Source organism: Stenotrophomonas sp. HMSC10F06, assembly GCF_001807865.1.
GTDB lineage: Bacteria > Pseudomonadota > Gammaproteobacteria > Xanthomonadales > Xanthomonadaceae > Stenotrophomonas > Stenotrophomonas bentonitica_A.
The window spans coordinates 172,023-188,430 of the sequence record NZ_KV791297.1 but is presented as its reverse complement, the minus strand read 5'-3'; the positions used below and the strand labels follow the sequence as shown (position 1 = coordinate 188,430).

Genomic DNA, 16,408 nt, shown 5'->3' with positions numbered 1-16,408 from the left:
TCAGGTCCCCGTCTGCTGCTGCGCGCGCAGCGGCTCGCGGCGATGGCCCACCCAGGGCACATCCGGCAGCTGGTCGCCGTAGGTGTCGTGCACCCACTGGTAACTGCACAGGTCCTTGAGCAGCATGCTGGCACGCACATCCACGTGGGCCATGTTGTTCTGCCCGACTTCGCGGAAGCCGAAGCTGCCGTGGAAGAGCAGGGCGGCATCGGCGCCGTGGTCCAGGAAGACTTCGCAGGTGAGCTGCGGATAGCGCAGCTCGGCGTAGCTCTGGGCATCAGCATAGAACGCACGGCCGACACCGCCGCCGCGACGGCGGCTGGCGACCACGATGCGGTCGATGTAGAAGAATTTGGTATCCAGCTGCTGCTTGAACCAGGCGAAGTTGCTGCTGTCGTGCTGGCTGTCGCTGCCGAAGCCGATCAGGAAACCGGCCAGGTTGCCGTCGCGCTCGGCGACGCGGAAATACTCAGCGCTTTCATAGAACAGACGCAGGCGGGCGGCATCCAACGGCAGGATGGCCAGGCCGGCATTGTTGTTCAGGGCCAGGACGGAATCGAGCTCGTGCTCGCGCACGTCGCGGATGACAATCGACATTGTGACTCCGTGGGGTAACGCGGTTGGCCCATCGAGGGGCCCTCGGTCCGATTATTGCATGGGTGGCTTCCCCCCGCGAGCCGACAGGCATGACTTCTGTGGGAGTGCAGGGGAACAGGTTCAGCCTACTATGCGTCCATGTTGGGATACCTCAGCCACACCCGAGTACTGCGACTGGCCGGCCTGTTCACCTGGGTCATGGTCGGACTTCCTCTGGTTTACTCGCAGTACGAAGCGCTGCTGCGCCGCGGCGGTGGCGTCGATGCGTGGGCGCTGTGGCTGTTCGCCGCGTACCTGGCCTTCGGTGCCGGCTACTTCTGGCTGACCCGCGGGCTGCGCAACGGCGGCCACTCGCGCTGGTACGACCGGGTCATGCTGGTGCTGCTCACCGCCTCGGCGCTGGGCGTGAGCTACCTGAGCGGTTCGGGCCTGGGCAGCATCCTGATGATGGTCGCTGCCGGGGTCATTCCCTGGATGCTGCCGGTGCGCGGCGGGGTGATCTGGCTGTTGTTGAGCCAGCTGGCGGTCCTGCCGGTCTACTACCTGATCCTGAATTTCTCGCTGTTCGAGGCGGTGATGCAGTCGCTGCTGTATGGCGGCTTCTCCATGTTCATCTTCGTGACCAGCCTGGTGGCCCGGCAGCAGACCGATGCCCGCGAGGAACAGCGCCGGCTCAATACCGAGCTGCGCGCCACCCGGGTGCTGCTGGCCGAAAGCGCCCGGGTCAATGAACGCACCCGCATCTCCCGCGAGCTGCACGACCTGCTGGGCCACCACCTCACCGCCCTCAGCCTCAACCTGGAGGTGGCCGGCCACATCACCGAGGGCCAGGCCCAGGAGCATGTGCACCAGGCCCACACCCTGGCCAAGCTGCTGCTGACCGACGTGCGCGAGGCGGTGAGCCAGCTGCGCGACAGCGGCGCGATCGACCTGGCCGCGGCCCTGCGCCCGCTGACCGAGCAGGTCCCCTCGCTGGACATCCACCTGGATATCGACGAGCCGCTGAGCGTGGAAGACCCCGAGCGGGCCCACGTACTGCTGCGCTGCACCCAGGAAATCATCACCAATGCGGTGCGCCACGCCGGCGCGCGCAACCTATGGATCAAGGTCCGGCGCGAGCCACCGGGCATCGTGGTGCTGGAAGCGCATGATGACGGGGTGGGGGCCGACGGCATCGTGGTCGGCAACGGGTTGCGCGGGATGCGCGAGCGCCTGCAACAATGCGGTGGTGAGCTGCAGATCGAAACCCGCCGGGGCCAGGGCTTCCGCCTTCGTGCCTCGGTACCCGGCGTGCCAGTATTGATGCTGAGCGCTGTCATTGAAGGAGTGCGTTGATGATTCGCGTCTGCCTGGTCGACGACCAAACCCTGGTGCGGCAGGGGATCCGCTCGCTGCTGGCGCTCGATGACGGCATCGAGGTGGTCGCCGAGGCCGCCGATGGCCGCCAGGCAGTCGAGGTGGTCCCGCAGGTCCGCCCGGACGTGGTCCTGATGGACATGCGCATGCCGGTGATGTCCGGCCTGGAGGCGCTGCAGATGCTGTCGCGGCTGAACCAGCTGCCGCCGACCATCATCCTGACCACCTTCGATGACGACCAGCTGGTGCTGGCCGGGCTCAAGGCCGGCGCCAAGGGCTATCTGCTCAAGGATGTGACCCTGGACCAGCTGGTGGGGGCGATCCGGACCGTGGCCGATGGCGGCTCGCTGGTCCAGCCGGCGGTCACCCAGCGGCTGCTGTCCGGGCTGGAGCACATGCGCAACGAGTTCGTGAGCCTGGACCGGCCCGACCCGCTGACCGACCGCGAGACCGAGATCCTGCGGCTGATGGCCAGCGGCTTCTCCAACAAGGAGATCGCCAATTCATTGGGTGTGGCCGAGGGCACCATCAAGAACCACGTGTCCAACATCCTCTCCAAGCTGGGCGTGCGCGATCGCACCCGGGCCGTGCTCAAGGCTTTCGAACTGCAGCTGGTCTGAGCCGGGCGGACCGGCGGAGGCCATCGTGCAGCCGCCGGTCCCGACGTATTTTCCGAATTTCGTGAAACCCTTGCGGCGCAAGCGATGCGGGGGTGTTTTCGGGCCTGACGGCCGAATCCGGCAAAGAAATATTGTCCATCCGCTACGTGCTGACACGCGCGATGCGTTATCTTTCCGCTCCTTGTCTATGCAAAACCGCTGCCGACATGGAAACCGGTGTGCCAACCCTGATCAACAACACCGGCGAAGCCTGCTAGGATTGGCGCTTCGCTTCAATCAACCCGGCCGTGGGATCGGCCCCGGAGACTCCTGAATGACCCGTATTATCGAGTTCCTGATCGCCTTGGGGATCGTGGCTGGCCTGTTCGTCATCATTGGCGTATGTCTGCCGGGCGAGCGCCATATTTCCGAAAGCATCGAGACCAACCGCAAGATGACGATCGTGTTCGACACGGTCAACAGCCTGCGCCGCTTCAAGGACTGGAACCCGCTCTTGCTGCGCGATCCCGCCGTTGAACTAAAGCACTCCGGCCCCGCTGCCGGCGTCGGCGCACGCCTGGACTACACCTCCAAGGAAGGTTCCTTGGGCCAGGGTAGCTGGGTGATCACCGAGTCCGAGCAGAACAAGCACGTTGCCATCGCCATCGAGGACGAGAGCAAGGGCCACGACAAGGTGACCAACTTCACCCTCGAGCCGACCGGCAAGGGTGGCCGCAACGTCAAGATCACGCAGGACTACAACGTCAAGTACGGTTTCAACCTGTTCGGTCGTTACGCTGGCCTGTACGTCAGCCGTCACGCCGGCGACGACCTGAAGCTGGGTCTGTCGCGCATGGCCAACATGCTGGCCACCGTGCCGAACGTGGACTACCGCACCGCCGAAGCCCCGCTGACCGATCTGGCCATCGTGGACGTCCCGGCCGAGGACCTGCTGGTCGTCACCGCCGGCAACGTGGACCGCGGCCAGGAAACCATCACCAAGTCCATCAAGGACAACCAGGAGTGGATCAAGCGCGTCATGGAGGCCAACAACCTCGAAGCCGCCGGTCCGTTCCGCATCATCACCACCGATTTCGGCGCCGAGAAGTACGCCTTCGACGTGGCCCAGCCGGTCAAGAAGAAGGGTGCTGAAGGCGCGACTGCCGAAGCCCTGACGGTGAAGATCGACGGTGGTGCCCCGGTCAAGTACGTGCATGTCGCTCCGCACCGTTCGGCCCACGCGGCCTACACCGGCCACATGGCTGGCCTGGACATCGCCCGCAACGCCCTGCGTGCGTGGTCGGTGACCGGCGGCAACGAAGTGATCGATCGTCCGTACGAGTCCTGGAAGGACGGCGTGGACAAGTCGTTCACTCCGGAAGGCACGTACGACATCTACTGGGCCGTCAAGTAAACCGACGGTTGCCGTGATGTAACGCACGACCTGAAACGCGCCGCTTCCTGCGGCGCGTTTTTTTTTGGCTCCGGCCACGGGGCACTGTCTGAAGGACGCAAGCATGCTCAACCTGGAACGACGCACGCGCAAACCCTCCCTGCTGGCCGGCCTGGGCGGCCTGCTGGCGGCCACCGCGGTCGGGCTGTCGGCCTATGCCTCGCATGGCATCGCCGATCCGCTGGCGCAGTCGCACGTGACCACGGCGGCGCTGTACGCGTTCGGGCACGGCGTGGCGCTGGCGGTGCTGGGCCCCACGCAGCAGAACACGCTGGGCCGCCTGGCGCTGTATGTCCTGCTGATCGGCACGCTGCTGTTCTCCGGCAGCCTGGTGGCAGGCGCGCTGTGGAAGCTCAGCACGCAGCTCGCCCCGGTCGGTGGCACCGCGCTGATGGTGGGCTGGCTGGCCTACGGCCTGAATGCGCTGAGGCGCTGACATGCCCCGGTACCGCCGCGGCTTCGATGTTGATGAAGCGCATGACTGGTTGAGTCGGCGCGACCGGCGGCTGGGCACCTGGATGAAGCGGCTCGGCCCCATCCAGGCGCAGCCCGGCTGGGCGAAGACCTTCGACCCGGTCGATGCGCTCGCGCGCGCGATCCTGTTCCAGCAGCTCAGCGGCAAGGCGGCCTCGACCATCGTCGGGCGCGTGGAGACCGCCATCGGCAGTCCCCGTCTGCATGCCGATACGCTGTCGCGCATCGACGATGCGGGGCTGCGGGTGTGCGGGGTATCGGGGAACAAGGCACTGGCGCTGCGCGACCTTGCGCGGCGCGAGGCGGCCGGCGAGATTCCCGACCTGCGCCGGATGTCGGTGATGGACCACGACGCCATCATCGATGCGCTGGTGCCGATTCGCGGCATCGGCCGCTGGACGGTGGAGATGATGCTGATGTTCCGGCTCGGCCGCCCGGACATCCTGCCGGTGGACGACCTGGGGGTCCGCAAGGGCGCCCAGCGCGTGGACAAGGCCGAGCGGATGCCCAGCCCGAAAGAGCTGCTCGCCCGCGGCGAGAAATGGGGGCCGTTCCGGACCTACGCCAGCCTGTACCTGTGGCGGATCGCCGATTTCACGGTGGATCCGAAGGCGACGACCGATCGGTCGCAGGGTTGAGGCTACGCGGCCGGTGGCTTCGGCGCCCCGGTCAGGGTGTGGCGTTGCGCCAGCACCAGTGCCACGGTTCGTAGACGATCCCGTGCGGGTTGTCGCGCGGGTAGCTCAGCTGGAACCCGAAGCGCCCGGCATGCTCGCCCAGCCACGCGAACGCGGCAGTCGACTCGAACGATTCTTCCGCCGGCGGTTCGCCCGGTGTGCCGATATCCAACGCGTAGCCGCTGTGGTGTTCGCTGTACCCGGGCGCGGCGTTGACCGTGAGGATGTCCTCCACGCTCAGCCCACGGCCGCGCTTGCGCGCGAAAATGCCGAGCTGGTAATCGTGGCTGCGGTAACCGGAGATCGCGTCCAGTGCGATGCCATCGGCGGACGCCTGCTGGCGCAGGCGTTGCCAGCCCCGGGCGGCCTCACGGCGCAGCCAGAGGGGGCGACGGTAGCGGTCCAACCCGGCCAGGTGCAGCTGCGCCGGTTCGGCCTCCAGCGCAAGACCGGTCGCGGCCTCGTAGGCATCGGCATCAATCCCGAGGGTTTCGAGGCGATGCTGCAGTCCACTCAGGGGCAGCACCGCATCGGGCGCGTTGCCACGACGGCGATCCAGCAGCTGGCGGTCCAGCGCATCCAGTGCCTCCTCGATGCCCGGCTCGCGCATCAGGCGCGGCACCAGCGGCAGCACGCCGTGGGCGGTAGCGACGGCGAGGTAGCGCCCATCGCGCTTGCGCCGCAGTACCCACTGCGCGCGAGCCAAGGCGCGCGCGTCGGCAGAGCCGCGTGCACGCAGCAGGCCGCCGGGCCACAGTTCGATCTCGGCGGTGTTGATCAGCAGGGCAGGGGATCGGCGCATGCTGCCAGCTTAGTGCGCGCCCGGCCGCGCGGCCAGCGCCTTCAGGGCATCGAGCAGTGCCCGTGGGCGGTCCGGGCTGATCACCAGGGCGCTGCCATCGCGCAGCGGCAGGTGCAGCACACGGCTGCTGTCGGTGATCAGGCAGAACGCCTTGCTGCGGTCGGCCATCCGGTAATGCCCGGATTGAAAGCCCGGCACGCCGTAGCCATTGGTCTTGATCGTGGGCTTGTAGCGGCCATGCTCGGCGAAATCGACGATGCGCGCCTCATCCAGGCGCATGGCGCTCACCGGCACGCGCTTGCGGTAGAAGGTCGACTGCACCTCCAGCGTGTCCTGGTGCAGCACGATGCTGCGGCGGGTGTACGCCCAGGTCAGCGCCGCGGCCAGCACCGCCAGGAACGGCAGGGTGATGAACAGTTCGGTGTGCGAGCGCTCCGGTGCATCCAGCGCGGTGCCCACCATCACGCCAGCGACCAGCAGCAGCGGAACCCACAACCACAGCAACCGCCAGGCCGGCGATGGGGCGACGTCGAAGCGGTGAAGTGCACTCACCTCATGCCTCCTTCTTGAAGAGCAGCACCGACGTCGTGAACGGAGGTGCCGACACCAGGCTGATCGCGTTGACCAGCTCCCAGCCCAGTTGGCCCTGCTTGGTCAGTTCCTGCTGGATCTGCTCGGCGTTGACGATTCCCATCAGGTTCGGCTTCACTTCAATGGTCAGGTAGTTCCAGCGCTTGCTCATGACTTGCTCTCCTTGTCGGTGGTGGGTCTGGGAAGGCGTCCGGCCTTGCGCAGTGCATCGCGCAGCACGTATTCGATCTGCGCGTTGAGGCTGCGCAGCTCGTCGTCGGCCCAGCGCTGCGCCGCCGCCAGGACGTCGGCATTGATACGCAACGGGTACGCTTTCTTTTCGGTCATGCGGGGTCCTTTATCCACACCCCGTGCCGTCCCCTCGGCGCCGGGCTGCGTTGGTAAGTGCCTACCCTGGGTCGGCACGTGGGTGCATCAATACAGCGAACCGGCGTTGACCACCGGCTGGGTGCCACGGTCCGAACACAGCACGGTCAGCAGGTTGCTCACCATGTGCGCCTTGCGCTCTTCATCGAGCTGCACCACGCCGTTCTTCTGCAGTTCGGCCAGGGCCATCTCAACCATGCCGACCGCACCGGCCACGATCCGCGTGCGCGCAGCAATGACCGCGTTGGCCTGCTGGCGCTGCAGCATCGCCTGTGCGATTTCCGGTGCGTAGGCGAGGTGGCTGATGCGCGCATCGATCACCTGCACGCCGGCATCGGCCAAGCGCTCGGCCAGTTCGTCCTTGAGGTGCTGGGAGATCTCGGCGGCATGGCTGCGCAGCGACAACTGGCCCTCCTCGTGCTGGTCATACGGGTAGCTGGTGGCCATCGCACGCAGCGCCGATTCGGACTGGATGTGCACGAAGCTTTCGTAGTCGTCCACGTTGTAGACGGCCTCGGAGGCGTCCACCACCTGCCACACGATCACCGCGGCAATCTCGATCGGGCTGCCGTCCAGCTCGTTGACCTTCAGCTTGCCGCTTTCAAAGTTGCGCACGCGCTGGCTCACCTTGACCTTGGTGAAGAACGGGTTGTTCCAGCGCAGGCCGTTCTCCTTCACGGTGCCGACGTACTTGCCGAACAGGCTGACCACCACCGCCTGGTTGGGCTGCACGGTATACAGCCCGACCAGGCTGACCAGGGCGGTGGTGGCCAGCAGCAGGCTGCCGATGATCAGTGCCGGGTTGCGGTTTCCCTTATCCACCCCGACCACGAACATCCACACGGCTACCGCGGTCAGGGCCAGCACCAGCAGCAGGAAGGGCAGGCCGGACAGCGAGCGGATCGACTTCTCTTTCATGGCGGGGCGTCCTTGGGTAGTTGATAGGACGATATCAAATTGATATCAGTCCGCAAGTGCCGGGCCAGCCGGCCATGGGGCGGCCGCAGCGGCTAGAATGCCCTCCCGTCTCTGTTGCCCGGAACACCGCCATGTCCACGCTCGGTACGCCGCTGTCTCCTTCCGCCACCCGTGTGCTGCTGCTGGGGTCCGGTGAACTTGGCAAGGAGGTCGCCATCGAACTGCAGCGGCTGGGGGTGGAAGTGATCGCCGCCGACCGTTATGCCGATGCCCCGGCGATGCAGGTGGCGCATCGCTCGCACGTGATCGACATGCTCGACGCGATGGCGCTGCGCGCGCTGATCGCGCAGGAGAAGCCGCACCTGGTGGTGCCGGAGATCGAGGCGATCCACACCGAGACGCTGGTCCAGCTGGAACAGGAGCAGGGCCTGCGGGTCGTGCCGACCGCGCGTGCCGCGCGCCTGACCATGGACCGTGAGGGCATCCGCCGTCTGGCCGCCGAGACGCTGGGCCTGCCGACCTCGCCGTACCGCTTCGTGGATACCGACGCTGAGTACCGTGCCGCCGTGGCCGCGATCGGGCTGCCGTGCGTGGTCAAGCCGGTGATGTCCTCCTCGGGCAAGGGCCAGAGCACGCTGCGCCAGGACGCGGACATCGCGCCGGCCTGGGAGTACGCGCAGACCGGCGGCCGTGCCGGTGCCGGGCGCTGCATCGTGGAAGGCTTCATCGACTTCGAGTACGAGATCACGCTGCTGACCGTGCGTCATGCCGGTGGGACGTCGTTCTGTGCCCCGATCGGGCATTGGCAGAAAGACGGTGACTACCGCGAGAGCTGGCAGCCGCAGCCGATGTCGCCGCGCGCGCTGGCACGGGCGGAGGAAATTTCGCAGGCGATCACCGACGAGCTGGGGGGCTGGGGCCTGTTCGGGGTCGAGTTGTTCGTGAAGGGCGACGAGGTGTGGTTCAGCGAAGTGTCGCCGCGGCCGCATGACACGGGCCTGGTGACGTTGGCCTCGCAGGAGTTGAGCGAGTTCGCGCTGCATGCGCGCGCGATTCTGGGGCTGCCGATTCCGGTGATCCGCCAGAGCGGTCCGTCAGCCTCGTGCGCGCTGTTGGCACACGGCGAGGGTGTCCCGTTCTTCAGCAACGTGGCCGCGGCGCTGGTGCATCCGGATTCGGCACTGCGGTTGTTCGGCAAGCCGAGCGTGCATGGGCATCGCCGGGTCGGGGTGACGCTGGCGCGTGGCGGGGACATCGATGAGGCGCGGAAGATCGCGCGTGAGGCCGCCGAGGCGATCGGGATCGAGTTGCGGTCGTGAGGCAGGGCGCCTTGGGTGCTGCCGGTGTGAGGTGATCGGGCTGCCCGATCACCTCCTCGTGGAAGGTCGGTTGCGCGGTTCGAACAGCGGAGCAAACGAAAAACGGCGAGCCTTGGCTCGCCGTTTTTTGTTAAGAGCGACGCGGGCCTTACTTCAGGTCGACCCACACCAGGTGGTGGTCGCTGCCGTCGGCGATTTTTGCTTCCGGGCTGTCATTGGCGGGCCAGAACACGCCGCTGCCGAGGTAGCTGAAGCCGACCGAGGGCAGGACGTAATCCAGGCGCATGGTGCCGGATTTGGGGCCGAAGTCGCCGGTGGCGTGGAAGGGGGCGCCCTTGCGGACGATGCCTTTTTCGGCGTAGGCCAGGCTGGTCTGCTCTGCGCCCACGCTGCGTGGGGTGGGGTAGCGCAGGACACGCGGGTTTTCGATCAGTTCGACGATGGCTTCGTGGCGGCCGTCGCCGTCGATCGGGTCGTTGTTGAGGTCGCCGAGGATGACGAAGCGCGCATCCTGCGGAAGGCCGCCACAGTGGCCACGGTCATCGCACAGCCAGGACGTGTCGCGGTCCTTGAGGTAGTCGTGCCACAGGCGCAGTTCGTCGTGGTTGCGGGCGGCGTTGCGCTTTTCCGGGCCGTCGAAGACCGGCGGGGTGGGGTGCGAGACCAGGGCGTGCACGGTGCCGTTCGGGGTGTTCACCGGCACGTCCCAATGCGACTTGGAGGACAGGCGCAGCTGCGACCAGACGTGGTCGTTGTAGAAGGATTTACCGGTGCGCGGATCGATCGGGCGCAGCGCGCCGGGCATGGTGCTCCACTTCAGCAGCTGGAAGCTGCGGACCTTGGCCGCGTCGATCGGGTAGCGCGACAGCACCAGCATGCCGTACTGGCCCGGGTGCAGGCCGTAGCCCCAGGCATCGTTGCCACGGGCGCGGCCTTCGCCGCCGATCTCGCCGTTGTTGTCCAGGTCCAGGCCGCTCTGCACGCCGGTGTTGACCGGGGCGAGGTAGCGGTAAGCGTAGTGCAGCGGCTCGCCACCGCCGGGCTGGGCGGCTTCCAGGTAGCGCTGCTGGAACAGGTCGGCAGCGCGGTGGGCGTCGTCGTAGTCGAACTCGTTGAGCAGCACCAGATCCGGGCGGACCTGCTGCAGGACGGCGGCGATCTTGCGCGCGTGTTCGCTGTCGCCTTCGAGCTCGGCGATCAGGCCGCCGGTCTCGTCGCTGTACAGGGAGGTGTTGTAGGTGGCGATCCGCAGCGGTGCGGAAGCAGTCTCCGGCATGGCGGCGGTCTTGGCAGGGGTCTGTGCGCAGGCGCCGCAGAGCAGGGCCAGGGCAAGGATCAGGGGATGGGCTTTCATCCGCCTATTTTGCACCCGGCACGGTGTCAGTGTTGCGTCAGCGGCCGTCCCGTTCGTCATCGAAGGCGTGCCAGCGGCGCCCATCGTAGGCCTCCAGCGGGCGGAACCGTCGCTTGTAGTCCATTTTGCGGTGGTCGCGGATCCAGTAACCCAGGTACAGGTGCGGCAGCTGCTCGCGCTGGGCCCAGGCGATCTGCTGCAGGATCGCGAAGGTGCCCAGGCCGCGATGGGCCTGGTCCGGGTCGAAGAAGGTATAGACCGCCGAGAGCCCCTGCGGGGTGACATCGGTCACGGCGACCGCGAGCAGGGGGCCGCGGTGGCCGTCCGCGGCCGGGCCGCGGATTTCAATGAAACGGCCCTGCGACCAGCGCCCGATCAGGAACTGGTCGAACTCGTGCGGACCGTGCTCGTCCATCCCGCCCTGCGCGTGGCGATGGGTCAGGTAACGGTGGTACAGCGCGAACTGCTCGTCGGTCTGCTCGGCCGCGACGATCCGCACTTCCAGATCCGCGTTGCGCGCCAGGCAGCGGCGCTGGCTGCGGTCCGGTGCGAAGCGGGCCACGGGGATGCGCACCGCCACGCAGGCGTGGCAGTCGGCGCAGTGCGGGCGGTAGACCAGATCGCCGGAGCGGCGGAAGCCCCAGCCCAGCGCCATCGGGTACAGCGTGCCCAGCCGCGGATCGTTGGGGTCGAGCACCAGATCGCGTGCGGCCCGTTCCGGCCAGTAGCCACAGGGGTGGTCGCCGGTCTGGAACAGTCGCAGCTCGTCGTCGCGGTCGCCGTGTATTGCCATGCCTACAGCATAGCCCCGCGCCGTCGCAGCCGCCGCGACTGTCTGCCAAATGAACACGGCCGGCCGGGCTGTCAACGGTGCTGGTGCCCGCGCGTTGTTACCGGTGTGGGTGCCACGCACCGCACGCAGTTTCCCTCACGAACCGGAGTTACCCATGCGCAACCGCAAATCCCTCCTGCTGCTGGCCCTGCTGCTGTCCACCGGTGCTGCCGGCCTGGCGGTCGCTGCCGATACGCCCGCCGCCGGCGACAAGCCCGCCCGTGCCAAGCTGGACACCAATGGCGATGGCTTCATCGACCGCGCCGAAGCGGCGAAGGCCCCGCGTCTGGCCGCGCAGTTCGATACCCTGGATACCAACAAGGACGGCAAGCTCTCCCGCGAGGAACTGCCGCGCTGGCACGGCAAGCGCCACGGGCGTGGCCCGGGTGGCCGCGGCGACTGGATGGCCAAGCTGGACACCAACAAGGATGGCCGCATCAGCCGTGAGGAGGCCAAGGCCGATCCGCGCCTGGCCGCGCGCTTTGATGAGAGGGACGTCAACAAGGATGGCTACCTGGACAAGGCCGACCGCGAGCTGCGCATGAAGCAGCATCGTGATGCCTGGTTCGCCGCGGCCGACACCAACAAGGACGGCCAGCTGAGCAAGGCCGAGTTCGATGCGGCCAAGGGCCCGTTCGGTGGCCCGCGTGGCGATCATCGCGATGGCAAGCACCGCGACGGCAAGCTGCCGATGGCGCCGAAGGCACCGGCGGCGAAGTAAGCCGTCCGCTGAAGCTGCAGGACGAAAGCGCCGGTCATCGACCGGCGCTTTTCTGTGTCAGATCCGGCCGTTCCTGTACATCGCCCAGACGATGGTGCCGACCACGAACAGGTTCATCACCCACAGCGCCTTGCGGCCGTACAGCGACTCGTATTTCCAGTTCGGGCCGGTGCGTCCATGGCGCGCCGCATCGCGCGCGATCATCGGGGCCATGATCCGCTGCAGCGGAACGAGACACTGATAGTTGATCAGGCCAAGCCCGATCGCCAACGCCACCACGGGCCAATACCAGGCCAGCGGCAGGAAGCTCAGGGCGAAGACGGCGACGCACGTCAGCATGGCAGTGAACGTGCTGTAGTGCACGAACCCACGGATGGCGGCTCGCTCACTCTCGTTCTCGGCGTAGGAGAGCAGGTAACGGCCCCCCAGGTAGCTGCCCAGTACGCCCCCGACCACGCTGCCGGCGATCGCACCCCAGGCGAAATCCGGCGGCAGCACGTGGCTCTGGCTGGCCGCCGCACTCAGTGAACCCAGGGCGGCACCGCCGGAAACACTGGCACCGCCCAGCCCGAGCTTGCTGGTGCCCAGCCCGGTGCCGAGCAGGATCGCGGCACTGGCCGTACCGGGCGCGGCGACCAGCACCATCGAGACCACTGTCGTGGCGAACGCCGCGCTCGGCGCGCTGCTGCGCGCGAACTCGCTGAAGCGGCGCATCATCTCGTCGCGCACGGTGGCGCGAGCGCGCGAGAGGCGCTTGCGCACGGCGGCATCGCTGAGGCCGAGCAGATCGGCGACCTGCTGCGAGCTCTGGCCTTCGCGGTAATACAGCAGCAGGGTCTCGCGGCTGTCTTCGGGCAGCGCCGAGATGATCTCTTCGGCCGCCAGTTCCTCTTCCACCCGCTGCAGGTGCTCCGGGGCGCTCGGGCTGGGGTCGGCAGCCATGTTGATGGCGATTTCGGCGGCTTCGCCGGAGAGCGGACGGCCGCGGTTGGCGCGCAGCCAGTCGCGGGCCAGGTTGCGGGTGATCTGGCGCAGCCATGGCAGGAAGCTGGCATGGCTGTGCAACTGGTTGAGCTGCTGCCAGGCCTTGATGAAGGCCTCCTGCGCGATGTCCTCACTGGCGTGCACGTCGCGGGTGATCGCCAGCGCGATCGCGGTGACCGTGTTCTGGCAGGCCAGCACGATGCGGCCGTAGGACTGCTGGCAGCCACCGGCGGCGGCGGGCAGCTCGCGTTCGAGCGTGGTGGTCAGCGGATGCGGCGTCATGGTGTCCTCCCCCGGGGATGGTCCCATCATGACGCGTGCCGGGCCGGGATGTGACCGGAGAGTGCCGGCCGCTGGCCGGCTCTGCAGGCTTCAAACCCCACGAGGAGCCGGCCAGCGGCCGGCACTGTTATTCGGTGGGCTGGATCCGGACCCGCACTTCCTCTTCTTCCGGTGGGGTGGCCGCCGGTGCGGTCGGCGTCGAGGCCGGCTGGGTCACCGGTGCCGGGGCGGGCGCCACCACCGGCGCGCCGCGGTGGCGCATGACCACCACCATCGCCACGGCAGCGATCACCAGCAGCAGGCCGATGCGGATGCGCCAGGCCCAGTTGCGCGGGGCATCGGCCTGGGCGACTTCGTCGCGGAACGCGAACTGCGCGGTCGGGTGGTCGCGGCGGGTGGTTTCCAGCAGGCGCGCATCGCGCAGGATCTCGCGCGCGCGCGGCTGGTCGTCGGCATGCACCACCCACAGGGTCGGATGGGTCGTGGCCTTTTCCTTGTCCAGATAGCTGAACTGGCTGCCGCGCTTGCTGTGGTACGAGCGTCCGTTGGTGATGCGCACTTCGATGCCGGCGTCGCGCAGCAGCTGGGCCACGCCTTCGACGGTTTCCACGCGCTGGCTGTTGAAGATCTGTCTCATGTCAGTCCTTGGCCGGTACGGCGGCGGCCGCGGCACTGTCCTCGACCACCCGGATCAGGCCTTCCTGCGCGGTGCTGGCGACCAGGATGCCGTTGCGGGTGAAGAACTGGCCACGCGCCAGTCCGCGCGAATCCTGCGCGCTGGGGCTGTCGAGCGAGTACAGCAGCCAATCGTCGGCGCGGAACGGGCGGTGGAACCAGATCGCGTGGTCCAGCGAGGCCATCTGCACGTGCGGCTGGTAGTAGCTGATGCCGTGCGGGAAGGTCGCGGTGCCGAGCAGATGGAAATCCGAGGCGTAGGCGAGCAGCGCCTGGTGCAGCTCAGGGGCATCGCCAACGGTTTCGTTCAGGCGCAGCCACACCTGGTGGTACGGCGGACGCTTGGGCGGATTGAGTTCATCGCGCGGGTACACGTGGCGGAACTCGAACGGGCCGCCCCGCGAGAGCCAGCGCTGCACCTTGATCGGCAGGCGATCCAGGACCGCCTGCGGCAGCGGCTGGTTCGGCTCGATGTCTTCGGGCTGCGGCACTTCCGGCATCTTGTGCTGGTGCTCGGCGCCGGTCTCGGCCTGCTGGAACGAGGCCGCGCAGAAGAAGATCACCTTGCCGTGCTGGATCGCGGTGACCCGGCGCACGGAGAAGCTGCCGCCATCGCGGGTGCGGTCCACGTCATAGACGATGGGATGGTCGATGTTGCCCGCGCGCAGGAAGTAGGCGTGCAGCGAATGCACGTGGCGGCCGTTCTCGACGGTCTTCTGGGCGGCCGACAGCGCCTGGCCCAGCACCTGGCCGCCAAAGACGTACTTGGTGCCGATATCGCGGCTCTGGCCGCGGAACAGATTGTCTTCCAGGCGTTCGAGCGAGAGCAGGTCGATCAGCTCGGAAACGACGGGTTCGTGCGTGGCGGACAAGGGAAGCAACCTGGGGTGGGCGAACGCAAATTATAGGGTAGTGCCGGCCCATGGCCGGCAACCACGCACCACTTCTATCATTCATTGCCTGGTTGCCGGCCAGCGGCCGGCACTACCGGTGTACATGGCGTCGAGAAGCGCCGGCCAGTGGCCGGCACTACCGGTGTGCGCGGGTGCGTCAGCCGTGGTGGGTCATCCCTTGCCCAGCCTGGCCACCAGCCCCTGCAGCGCCTGCTGGGCGTCCGGGGCGTACCAGGCCTCGACGAAGCGGTCGAGCTGGATCAGATCGGCGTGCAGGGCCTCGTGCAGGTCGGCGCGGGCGATGGTGCGGGTCAGCAGCATCGGCTGCCGCGGCAGCTTGAGCAGGGCCTGCAGCCAGGCCACGGCGCGGGCCACGACCAGGTCGGCATCGACCACCTCATCGACCAGCCCGATCTCCAGCGCACGCTCGGCCGGCACCATCTCGCCGCCGACCAGCAGGGTGGTGGCCCGGTGATGCCCGACCACGCGGCGCATCAGGCGCTGGATCCCTTCCGGCGCAACCAGCCCGACCTGGACCTCGTTCAGGCCGATCACGGTGGGATGGGCGGCATCGGGGCTGCGCGCGATGATCCGGTAGTCGCAGCACAGGGCGAGCACGCAGCCACCGGCCGGGGCGTGCCCGGTCAGGGCGGCCACTACCGGTACGCGGCATTCGGCAAGCGTGCGCACTGCGCCGAAGAAGGCCTGCCAGCTGTCCAGCAGCTTGTGCTTGTCCTCGCCGTGGCTGAGCAGGTGCGGCACGTCCATGCCAGCGCTGAAGATGCGCTCGCTGCCCGAGAGCACGATGCCGTGCACGTCATCGGCCATGGCCTGGTTGATCGCCTGGATCAGGTGCCGGCACAGCTCGGTGTCCAACGCATTGACCGGGGGACGCGCCAGCCGCAGTTCGCGGATGGGGCCATGGTTGATCACCTCGATGAGCGTCGTCATGCTGCAGTCTCGTTGCGGACAGGGAACGAAGCCGATGATAACCAAACCATTCGTGTGCGTATTGTTGGGGGTGTGTGCGTTCGCAGCATCGGCGGTGGCCATGGCGGGGGAGCCCGCCTGCGTGTCGCTGCGCGATGGTTGGCTTCGCCTGCCTCCGGGCGCGATGCCGATGGCGGCCGGCTACGGCCAGATCCGCAATGACTGTCGCGCCCCGGTGGTGGTGGTCGCTGCCGGCAGCAAAGCGTTCGGCGATGTGTCGCTGCACGAAACCACGCTGGTGGACGGGGTCAGCCGCATGCGCGCGGTGGAGCGCATGCCCATCGCGGCGGGCGCGACGGTCGAGCTGAAACCCGGTGGCCTGCACCTGATGTTGATGCAGCCGGAGGTGGCGCTGAAAGCGGGGGCGCAGCTGCCGTTGCGGCTGAGCCTGGAAGACGGGCGCAAGGTGGATGGAACGTTGCAGGTGCGCAGCGCGGTACCGTAAACCTTCATGGGGCGTAGAACGGTAGTGCCGGCCGATGGCCGGCACTACCTTTCAGTTCGGCGCGGCGAAACCTGTCAGCT

At 67.5% G+C, this 16,408-nt stretch carries 20 protein-coding genes; 8 read left to right on the top strand and 12 right to left on the bottom strand.

Annotation, left to right across the window (positions count from 1 at the left end; translation table 11 throughout):
• Positions 1-597, bottom strand: a complete 597-nt coding sequence (locus HMPREF3113_RS13960) for a GNAT family N-acetyltransferase (RefSeq protein ID WP_019184541.1) — start codon at positions 595-597, stop codon at positions 1-3.
• 138 nt (positions 598-735) lie between these two features.
• Between HMPREF3113_RS13960 and HMPREF3113_RS13955 the strand changes: the two genes are divergently transcribed.
• The 5 genes from HMPREF3113_RS13955 (at position 736) to HMPREF3113_RS13935 (ending at position 5,117) form a co-directional block, all read left to right on the top strand.
• A complete protein-coding gene (locus tag HMPREF3113_RS13955) occupies positions 736-1,932 on the top strand; it encodes a sensor histidine kinase (RefSeq protein ID WP_019184540.1) in 1,197 nt (398 codons plus the stop codon).
• On the top strand, positions 1,932-2,573 hold the full coding sequence (locus HMPREF3113_RS13950; RefSeq protein WP_019184539.1) for a response regulator: 642 nt from the start codon (positions 1,932-1,934) through the stop codon (positions 2,571-2,573). Before HMPREF3113_RS13955 ends, HMPREF3113_RS13950 begins: the two co-directional genes overlap by 1 nt.
• A gap of 313 nt (positions 2,574-2,886) precedes the next feature.
• The gene (locus HMPREF3113_RS13945; protein ID WP_019184538.1) at positions 2,887-3,966 is read left to right on the top strand and encodes a polyketide cyclase; all 1,080 of its coding nucleotides are present in this window, start codon (positions 2,887-2,889) and stop codon (positions 3,964-3,966) included.
• Positions 3,967-4,069: 103 nt separating this feature from the next.
• Positions 4,070-4,441: a DUF423 domain-containing protein gene (locus tag HMPREF3113_RS13940; protein ID WP_019184537.1), complete on the top strand. Its 372-nt coding sequence runs from the start codon at positions 4,070-4,072 to the stop codon at positions 4,439-4,441.
• Position 4,442: 1 nt separating this feature from the next.
• The gene (locus HMPREF3113_RS13935; protein ID WP_070473438.1) at positions 4,443-5,117 is read left to right on the top strand and encodes a DNA-3-methyladenine glycosylase family protein; all 675 of its coding nucleotides are present in this window, start codon (positions 4,443-4,445) and stop codon (positions 5,115-5,117) included.
• Positions 5,118-5,148: 31 nt separating this feature from the next.
• On the opposite strand, the gene HMPREF3113_RS13930 is transcribed toward HMPREF3113_RS13935, so the two are convergent.
• From HMPREF3113_RS13930 to HMPREF3113_RS13910, 5 genes are all read right to left on the bottom strand, one after another.
• Positions 5,149-5,958 (bottom strand): M15 family metallopeptidase, encoded by an 810-nt coding sequence (locus HMPREF3113_RS13930; protein ID WP_070473436.1) that lies wholly within the window; start codon positions 5,956-5,958, stop codon positions 5,149-5,151.
• A 9-nt stretch (positions 5,959-5,967) separates the two neighbouring features.
• Entirely contained in the window at positions 5,968-6,510 is a 543-nt protein-coding gene (locus HMPREF3113_RS13925; RefSeq protein ID WP_070473434.1) for a PH domain-containing protein, read from the bottom strand.
• Between the two features lies 1 nt (position 6,511).
• Positions 6,512-6,700 (bottom strand): DUF4177 domain-containing protein, encoded by a 189-nt coding sequence (locus tag HMPREF3113_RS13920; protein ID WP_070473432.1) that lies wholly within the window; start codon positions 6,698-6,700, stop codon positions 6,512-6,514.
• Positions 6,697-6,876 (bottom strand): type II toxin-antitoxin system antitoxin, encoded by a 180-nt coding sequence (locus HMPREF3113_RS13915; protein WP_046272204.1) that lies wholly within the window; start codon positions 6,874-6,876, stop codon positions 6,697-6,699. Before HMPREF3113_RS13915 ends, HMPREF3113_RS13920 begins: the two co-directional genes overlap by 4 nt.
• An 87-nt stretch (positions 6,877-6,963) precedes the next feature.
• Positions 6,964-7,833, bottom strand: a complete 870-nt coding sequence (locus HMPREF3113_RS13910; protein WP_070473430.1) for an SPFH domain-containing protein — start codon at positions 7,831-7,833, stop codon at positions 6,964-6,966.
• A gap of 131 nt (positions 7,834-7,964) precedes the next feature.
• On the opposite strand from HMPREF3113_RS13910, the gene purT reads away from it, so the two are divergent.
• The gene (gene purT, locus HMPREF3113_RS13905; RefSeq protein WP_070473428.1) at positions 7,965-9,152 is read left to right on the top strand and encodes a formate-dependent phosphoribosylglycinamide formyltransferase; all 1,188 of its coding nucleotides are present in this window, start codon (positions 7,965-7,967) and stop codon (positions 9,150-9,152) included.
• A gap of 148 nt (positions 9,153-9,300) precedes the next feature.
• Here purT and HMPREF3113_RS13900 read toward each other — a convergent pair whose 3' ends face one another.
• Positions 9,301-10,506, bottom strand: coding sequence for an endonuclease/exonuclease/phosphatase family protein (locus tag HMPREF3113_RS13900; RefSeq protein WP_070473426.1), 1,206 nt, complete (start codon positions 10,504-10,506; stop codon positions 9,301-9,303).
• A gap of 37 nt (positions 10,507-10,543) precedes the next feature.
• Entirely contained in the window at positions 10,544-11,299 is a 756-nt protein-coding gene (locus HMPREF3113_RS13895; RefSeq protein WP_019184527.1) for an arginyltransferase, read from the bottom strand.
• A gap of 154 nt (positions 11,300-11,453) precedes the next feature.
• Here HMPREF3113_RS13895 and HMPREF3113_RS13890 point away from each other — a divergent pair, with 154 nt between their 5' ends.
• Positions 11,454-12,059, top strand: a complete 606-nt coding sequence (locus HMPREF3113_RS13890) for an EF-hand domain-containing protein (RefSeq protein ID WP_070473424.1) — start codon at positions 11,454-11,456, stop codon at positions 12,057-12,059.
• A 57-nt stretch (positions 12,060-12,116) separates the two neighbouring features.
• Here HMPREF3113_RS13890 and HMPREF3113_RS13885 read toward each other — a convergent pair whose 3' ends face one another.
• The 4 genes from HMPREF3113_RS13885 to HMPREF3113_RS13870 all read right to left on the bottom strand — a co-directional run bounded on the left by HMPREF3113_RS13885 (position 12,117) and on the right by HMPREF3113_RS13870 (position 15,844).
• A complete protein-coding gene (locus HMPREF3113_RS13885; protein ID WP_070473422.1) occupies positions 12,117-13,325 on the bottom strand; it encodes an RNA polymerase sigma factor in 1,209 nt (402 codons plus the stop codon).
• Positions 13,326-13,452: 127 nt separating this feature from the next.
• The gene (locus HMPREF3113_RS13880; RefSeq protein WP_070473420.1) at positions 13,453-13,962 is read right to left on the bottom strand and encodes a putative signal transducing protein; all 510 of its coding nucleotides are present in this window, start codon (positions 13,960-13,962) and stop codon (positions 13,453-13,455) included.
• Between the two features lies 1 nt (position 13,963).
• Positions 13,964-14,872, bottom strand: a complete 909-nt coding sequence (gene tesB / locus HMPREF3113_RS13875) for an acyl-CoA thioesterase II (protein WP_026069994.1) — start codon at positions 14,870-14,872, stop codon at positions 13,964-13,966.
• A gap of 192 nt (positions 14,873-15,064) precedes the next feature.
• Complete coding sequence (locus HMPREF3113_RS13870; RefSeq protein ID WP_070473418.1) at positions 15,065-15,844, bottom strand: enoyl-CoA hydratase/isomerase family protein; 780 nt, start codon at positions 15,842-15,844, stop codon at positions 15,065-15,067.
• A gap of 34 nt (positions 15,845-15,878) precedes the next feature.
• Between HMPREF3113_RS13870 and HMPREF3113_RS13865 the strand changes: the two genes are divergently transcribed.
• Positions 15,879-16,328 carry a copper chaperone PCu(A)C gene (locus HMPREF3113_RS13865; protein WP_070473416.1) on the top strand — a complete coding sequence of 150 codons (450 nt, stop codon included), beginning with the start codon at positions 15,879-15,881 and terminating at the stop codon, positions 16,326-16,328.
• The last annotated feature ends 80 nt before the right edge of the window (positions 16,329-16,408 follow it).

What these genes read in the sequence shown, in the direction of transcription:
- HMPREF3113_RS13880 (WP_070473420.1), bottom strand. Translation starts at nt 13,962, where the DNA reads ATGAGACAGATCTTCAACAGCCAGCGCGTGGAAACCGTCGAAGGCGTG.
- HMPREF3113_RS13945 (WP_019184538.1), top strand. Translation starts at nt 2,887, where the DNA reads ATGACCCGTATTATCGAGTTCCTGATCGCCTTGGGGATCGTGGCTGGC.
- HMPREF3113_RS13920 (WP_070473432.1), bottom strand. Translation starts at nt 6,700, where the DNA reads ATGAGCAAGCGCTGGAACTACCTGACCATTGAAGTGAAGCCGAACCTG.
- purT (WP_070473428.1), top strand. Translation starts at nt 7,965, where the DNA reads ATGTCCACGCTCGGTACGCCGCTGTCTCCTTCCGCCACCCGTGTGCTG.
- HMPREF3113_RS13870 (WP_070473418.1), bottom strand. Translation starts at nt 15,844, where the DNA reads ATGACGACGCTCATCGAGGTGATCAACCATGGCCCCATCCGCGAACTG.
- HMPREF3113_RS13955 (WP_019184540.1), top strand. Translation starts at nt 736, where the DNA reads ATGTTGGGATACCTCAGCCACACCCGAGTACTGCGACTGGCCGGCCTG.
- HMPREF3113_RS13950 (WP_019184539.1), top strand. Translation starts at nt 1,932, where the DNA reads ATGATTCGCGTCTGCCTGGTCGACGACCAAACCCTGGTGCGGCAGGGG.
- HMPREF3113_RS13960 (WP_019184541.1), bottom strand. Translation starts at nt 597, where the DNA reads ATGTCGATTGTCATCCGCGACGTGCGCGAGCACGAGCTCGATTCCGTC.
- HMPREF3113_RS13930 (WP_070473436.1), bottom strand. Translation starts at nt 5,958, where the DNA reads ATGCGCCGATCCCCTGCCCTGCTGATCAACACCGCCGAGATCGAACTG.
- HMPREF3113_RS13895 (WP_019184527.1), bottom strand. Translation starts at nt 11,299, where the DNA reads ATGGCAATACACGGCGACCGCGACGACGAGCTGCGACTGTTCCAGACC.
- HMPREF3113_RS13865 (WP_070473416.1), top strand. Translation starts at nt 15,879, where the DNA reads ATGATAACCAAACCATTCGTGTGCGTATTGTTGGGGGTGTGTGCGTTC.
- HMPREF3113_RS13940 (WP_019184537.1), top strand. Translation starts at nt 4,070, where the DNA reads ATGCTCAACCTGGAACGACGCACGCGCAAACCCTCCCTGCTGGCCGGC.
- HMPREF3113_RS13915 (WP_046272204.1), bottom strand. Translation starts at nt 6,876, where the DNA reads ATGACCGAAAAGAAAGCGTACCCGTTGCGTATCAATGCCGACGTCCTG.
- HMPREF3113_RS13910 (WP_070473430.1), bottom strand. Translation starts at nt 7,833, where the DNA reads ATGAAAGAGAAGTCGATCCGCTCGCTGTCCGGCCTGCCCTTCCTGCTG.
- HMPREF3113_RS13900 (WP_070473426.1), bottom strand. Translation starts at nt 10,506, where the DNA reads ATGAAAGCCCATCCCCTGATCCTTGCCCTGGCCCTGCTCTGCGGCGCC.
- HMPREF3113_RS13935 (WP_070473438.1), top strand. Translation starts at nt 4,443, where the DNA reads ATGCCCCGGTACCGCCGCGGCTTCGATGTTGATGAAGCGCATGACTGG.
- HMPREF3113_RS13885 (WP_070473422.1), bottom strand. Translation starts at nt 13,325, where the DNA reads ATGACGCCGCATCCGCTGACCACCACGCTCGAACGCGAGCTGCCCGCC.
- HMPREF3113_RS13890 (WP_070473424.1), top strand. Translation starts at nt 11,454, where the DNA reads ATGCGCAACCGCAAATCCCTCCTGCTGCTGGCCCTGCTGCTGTCCACC.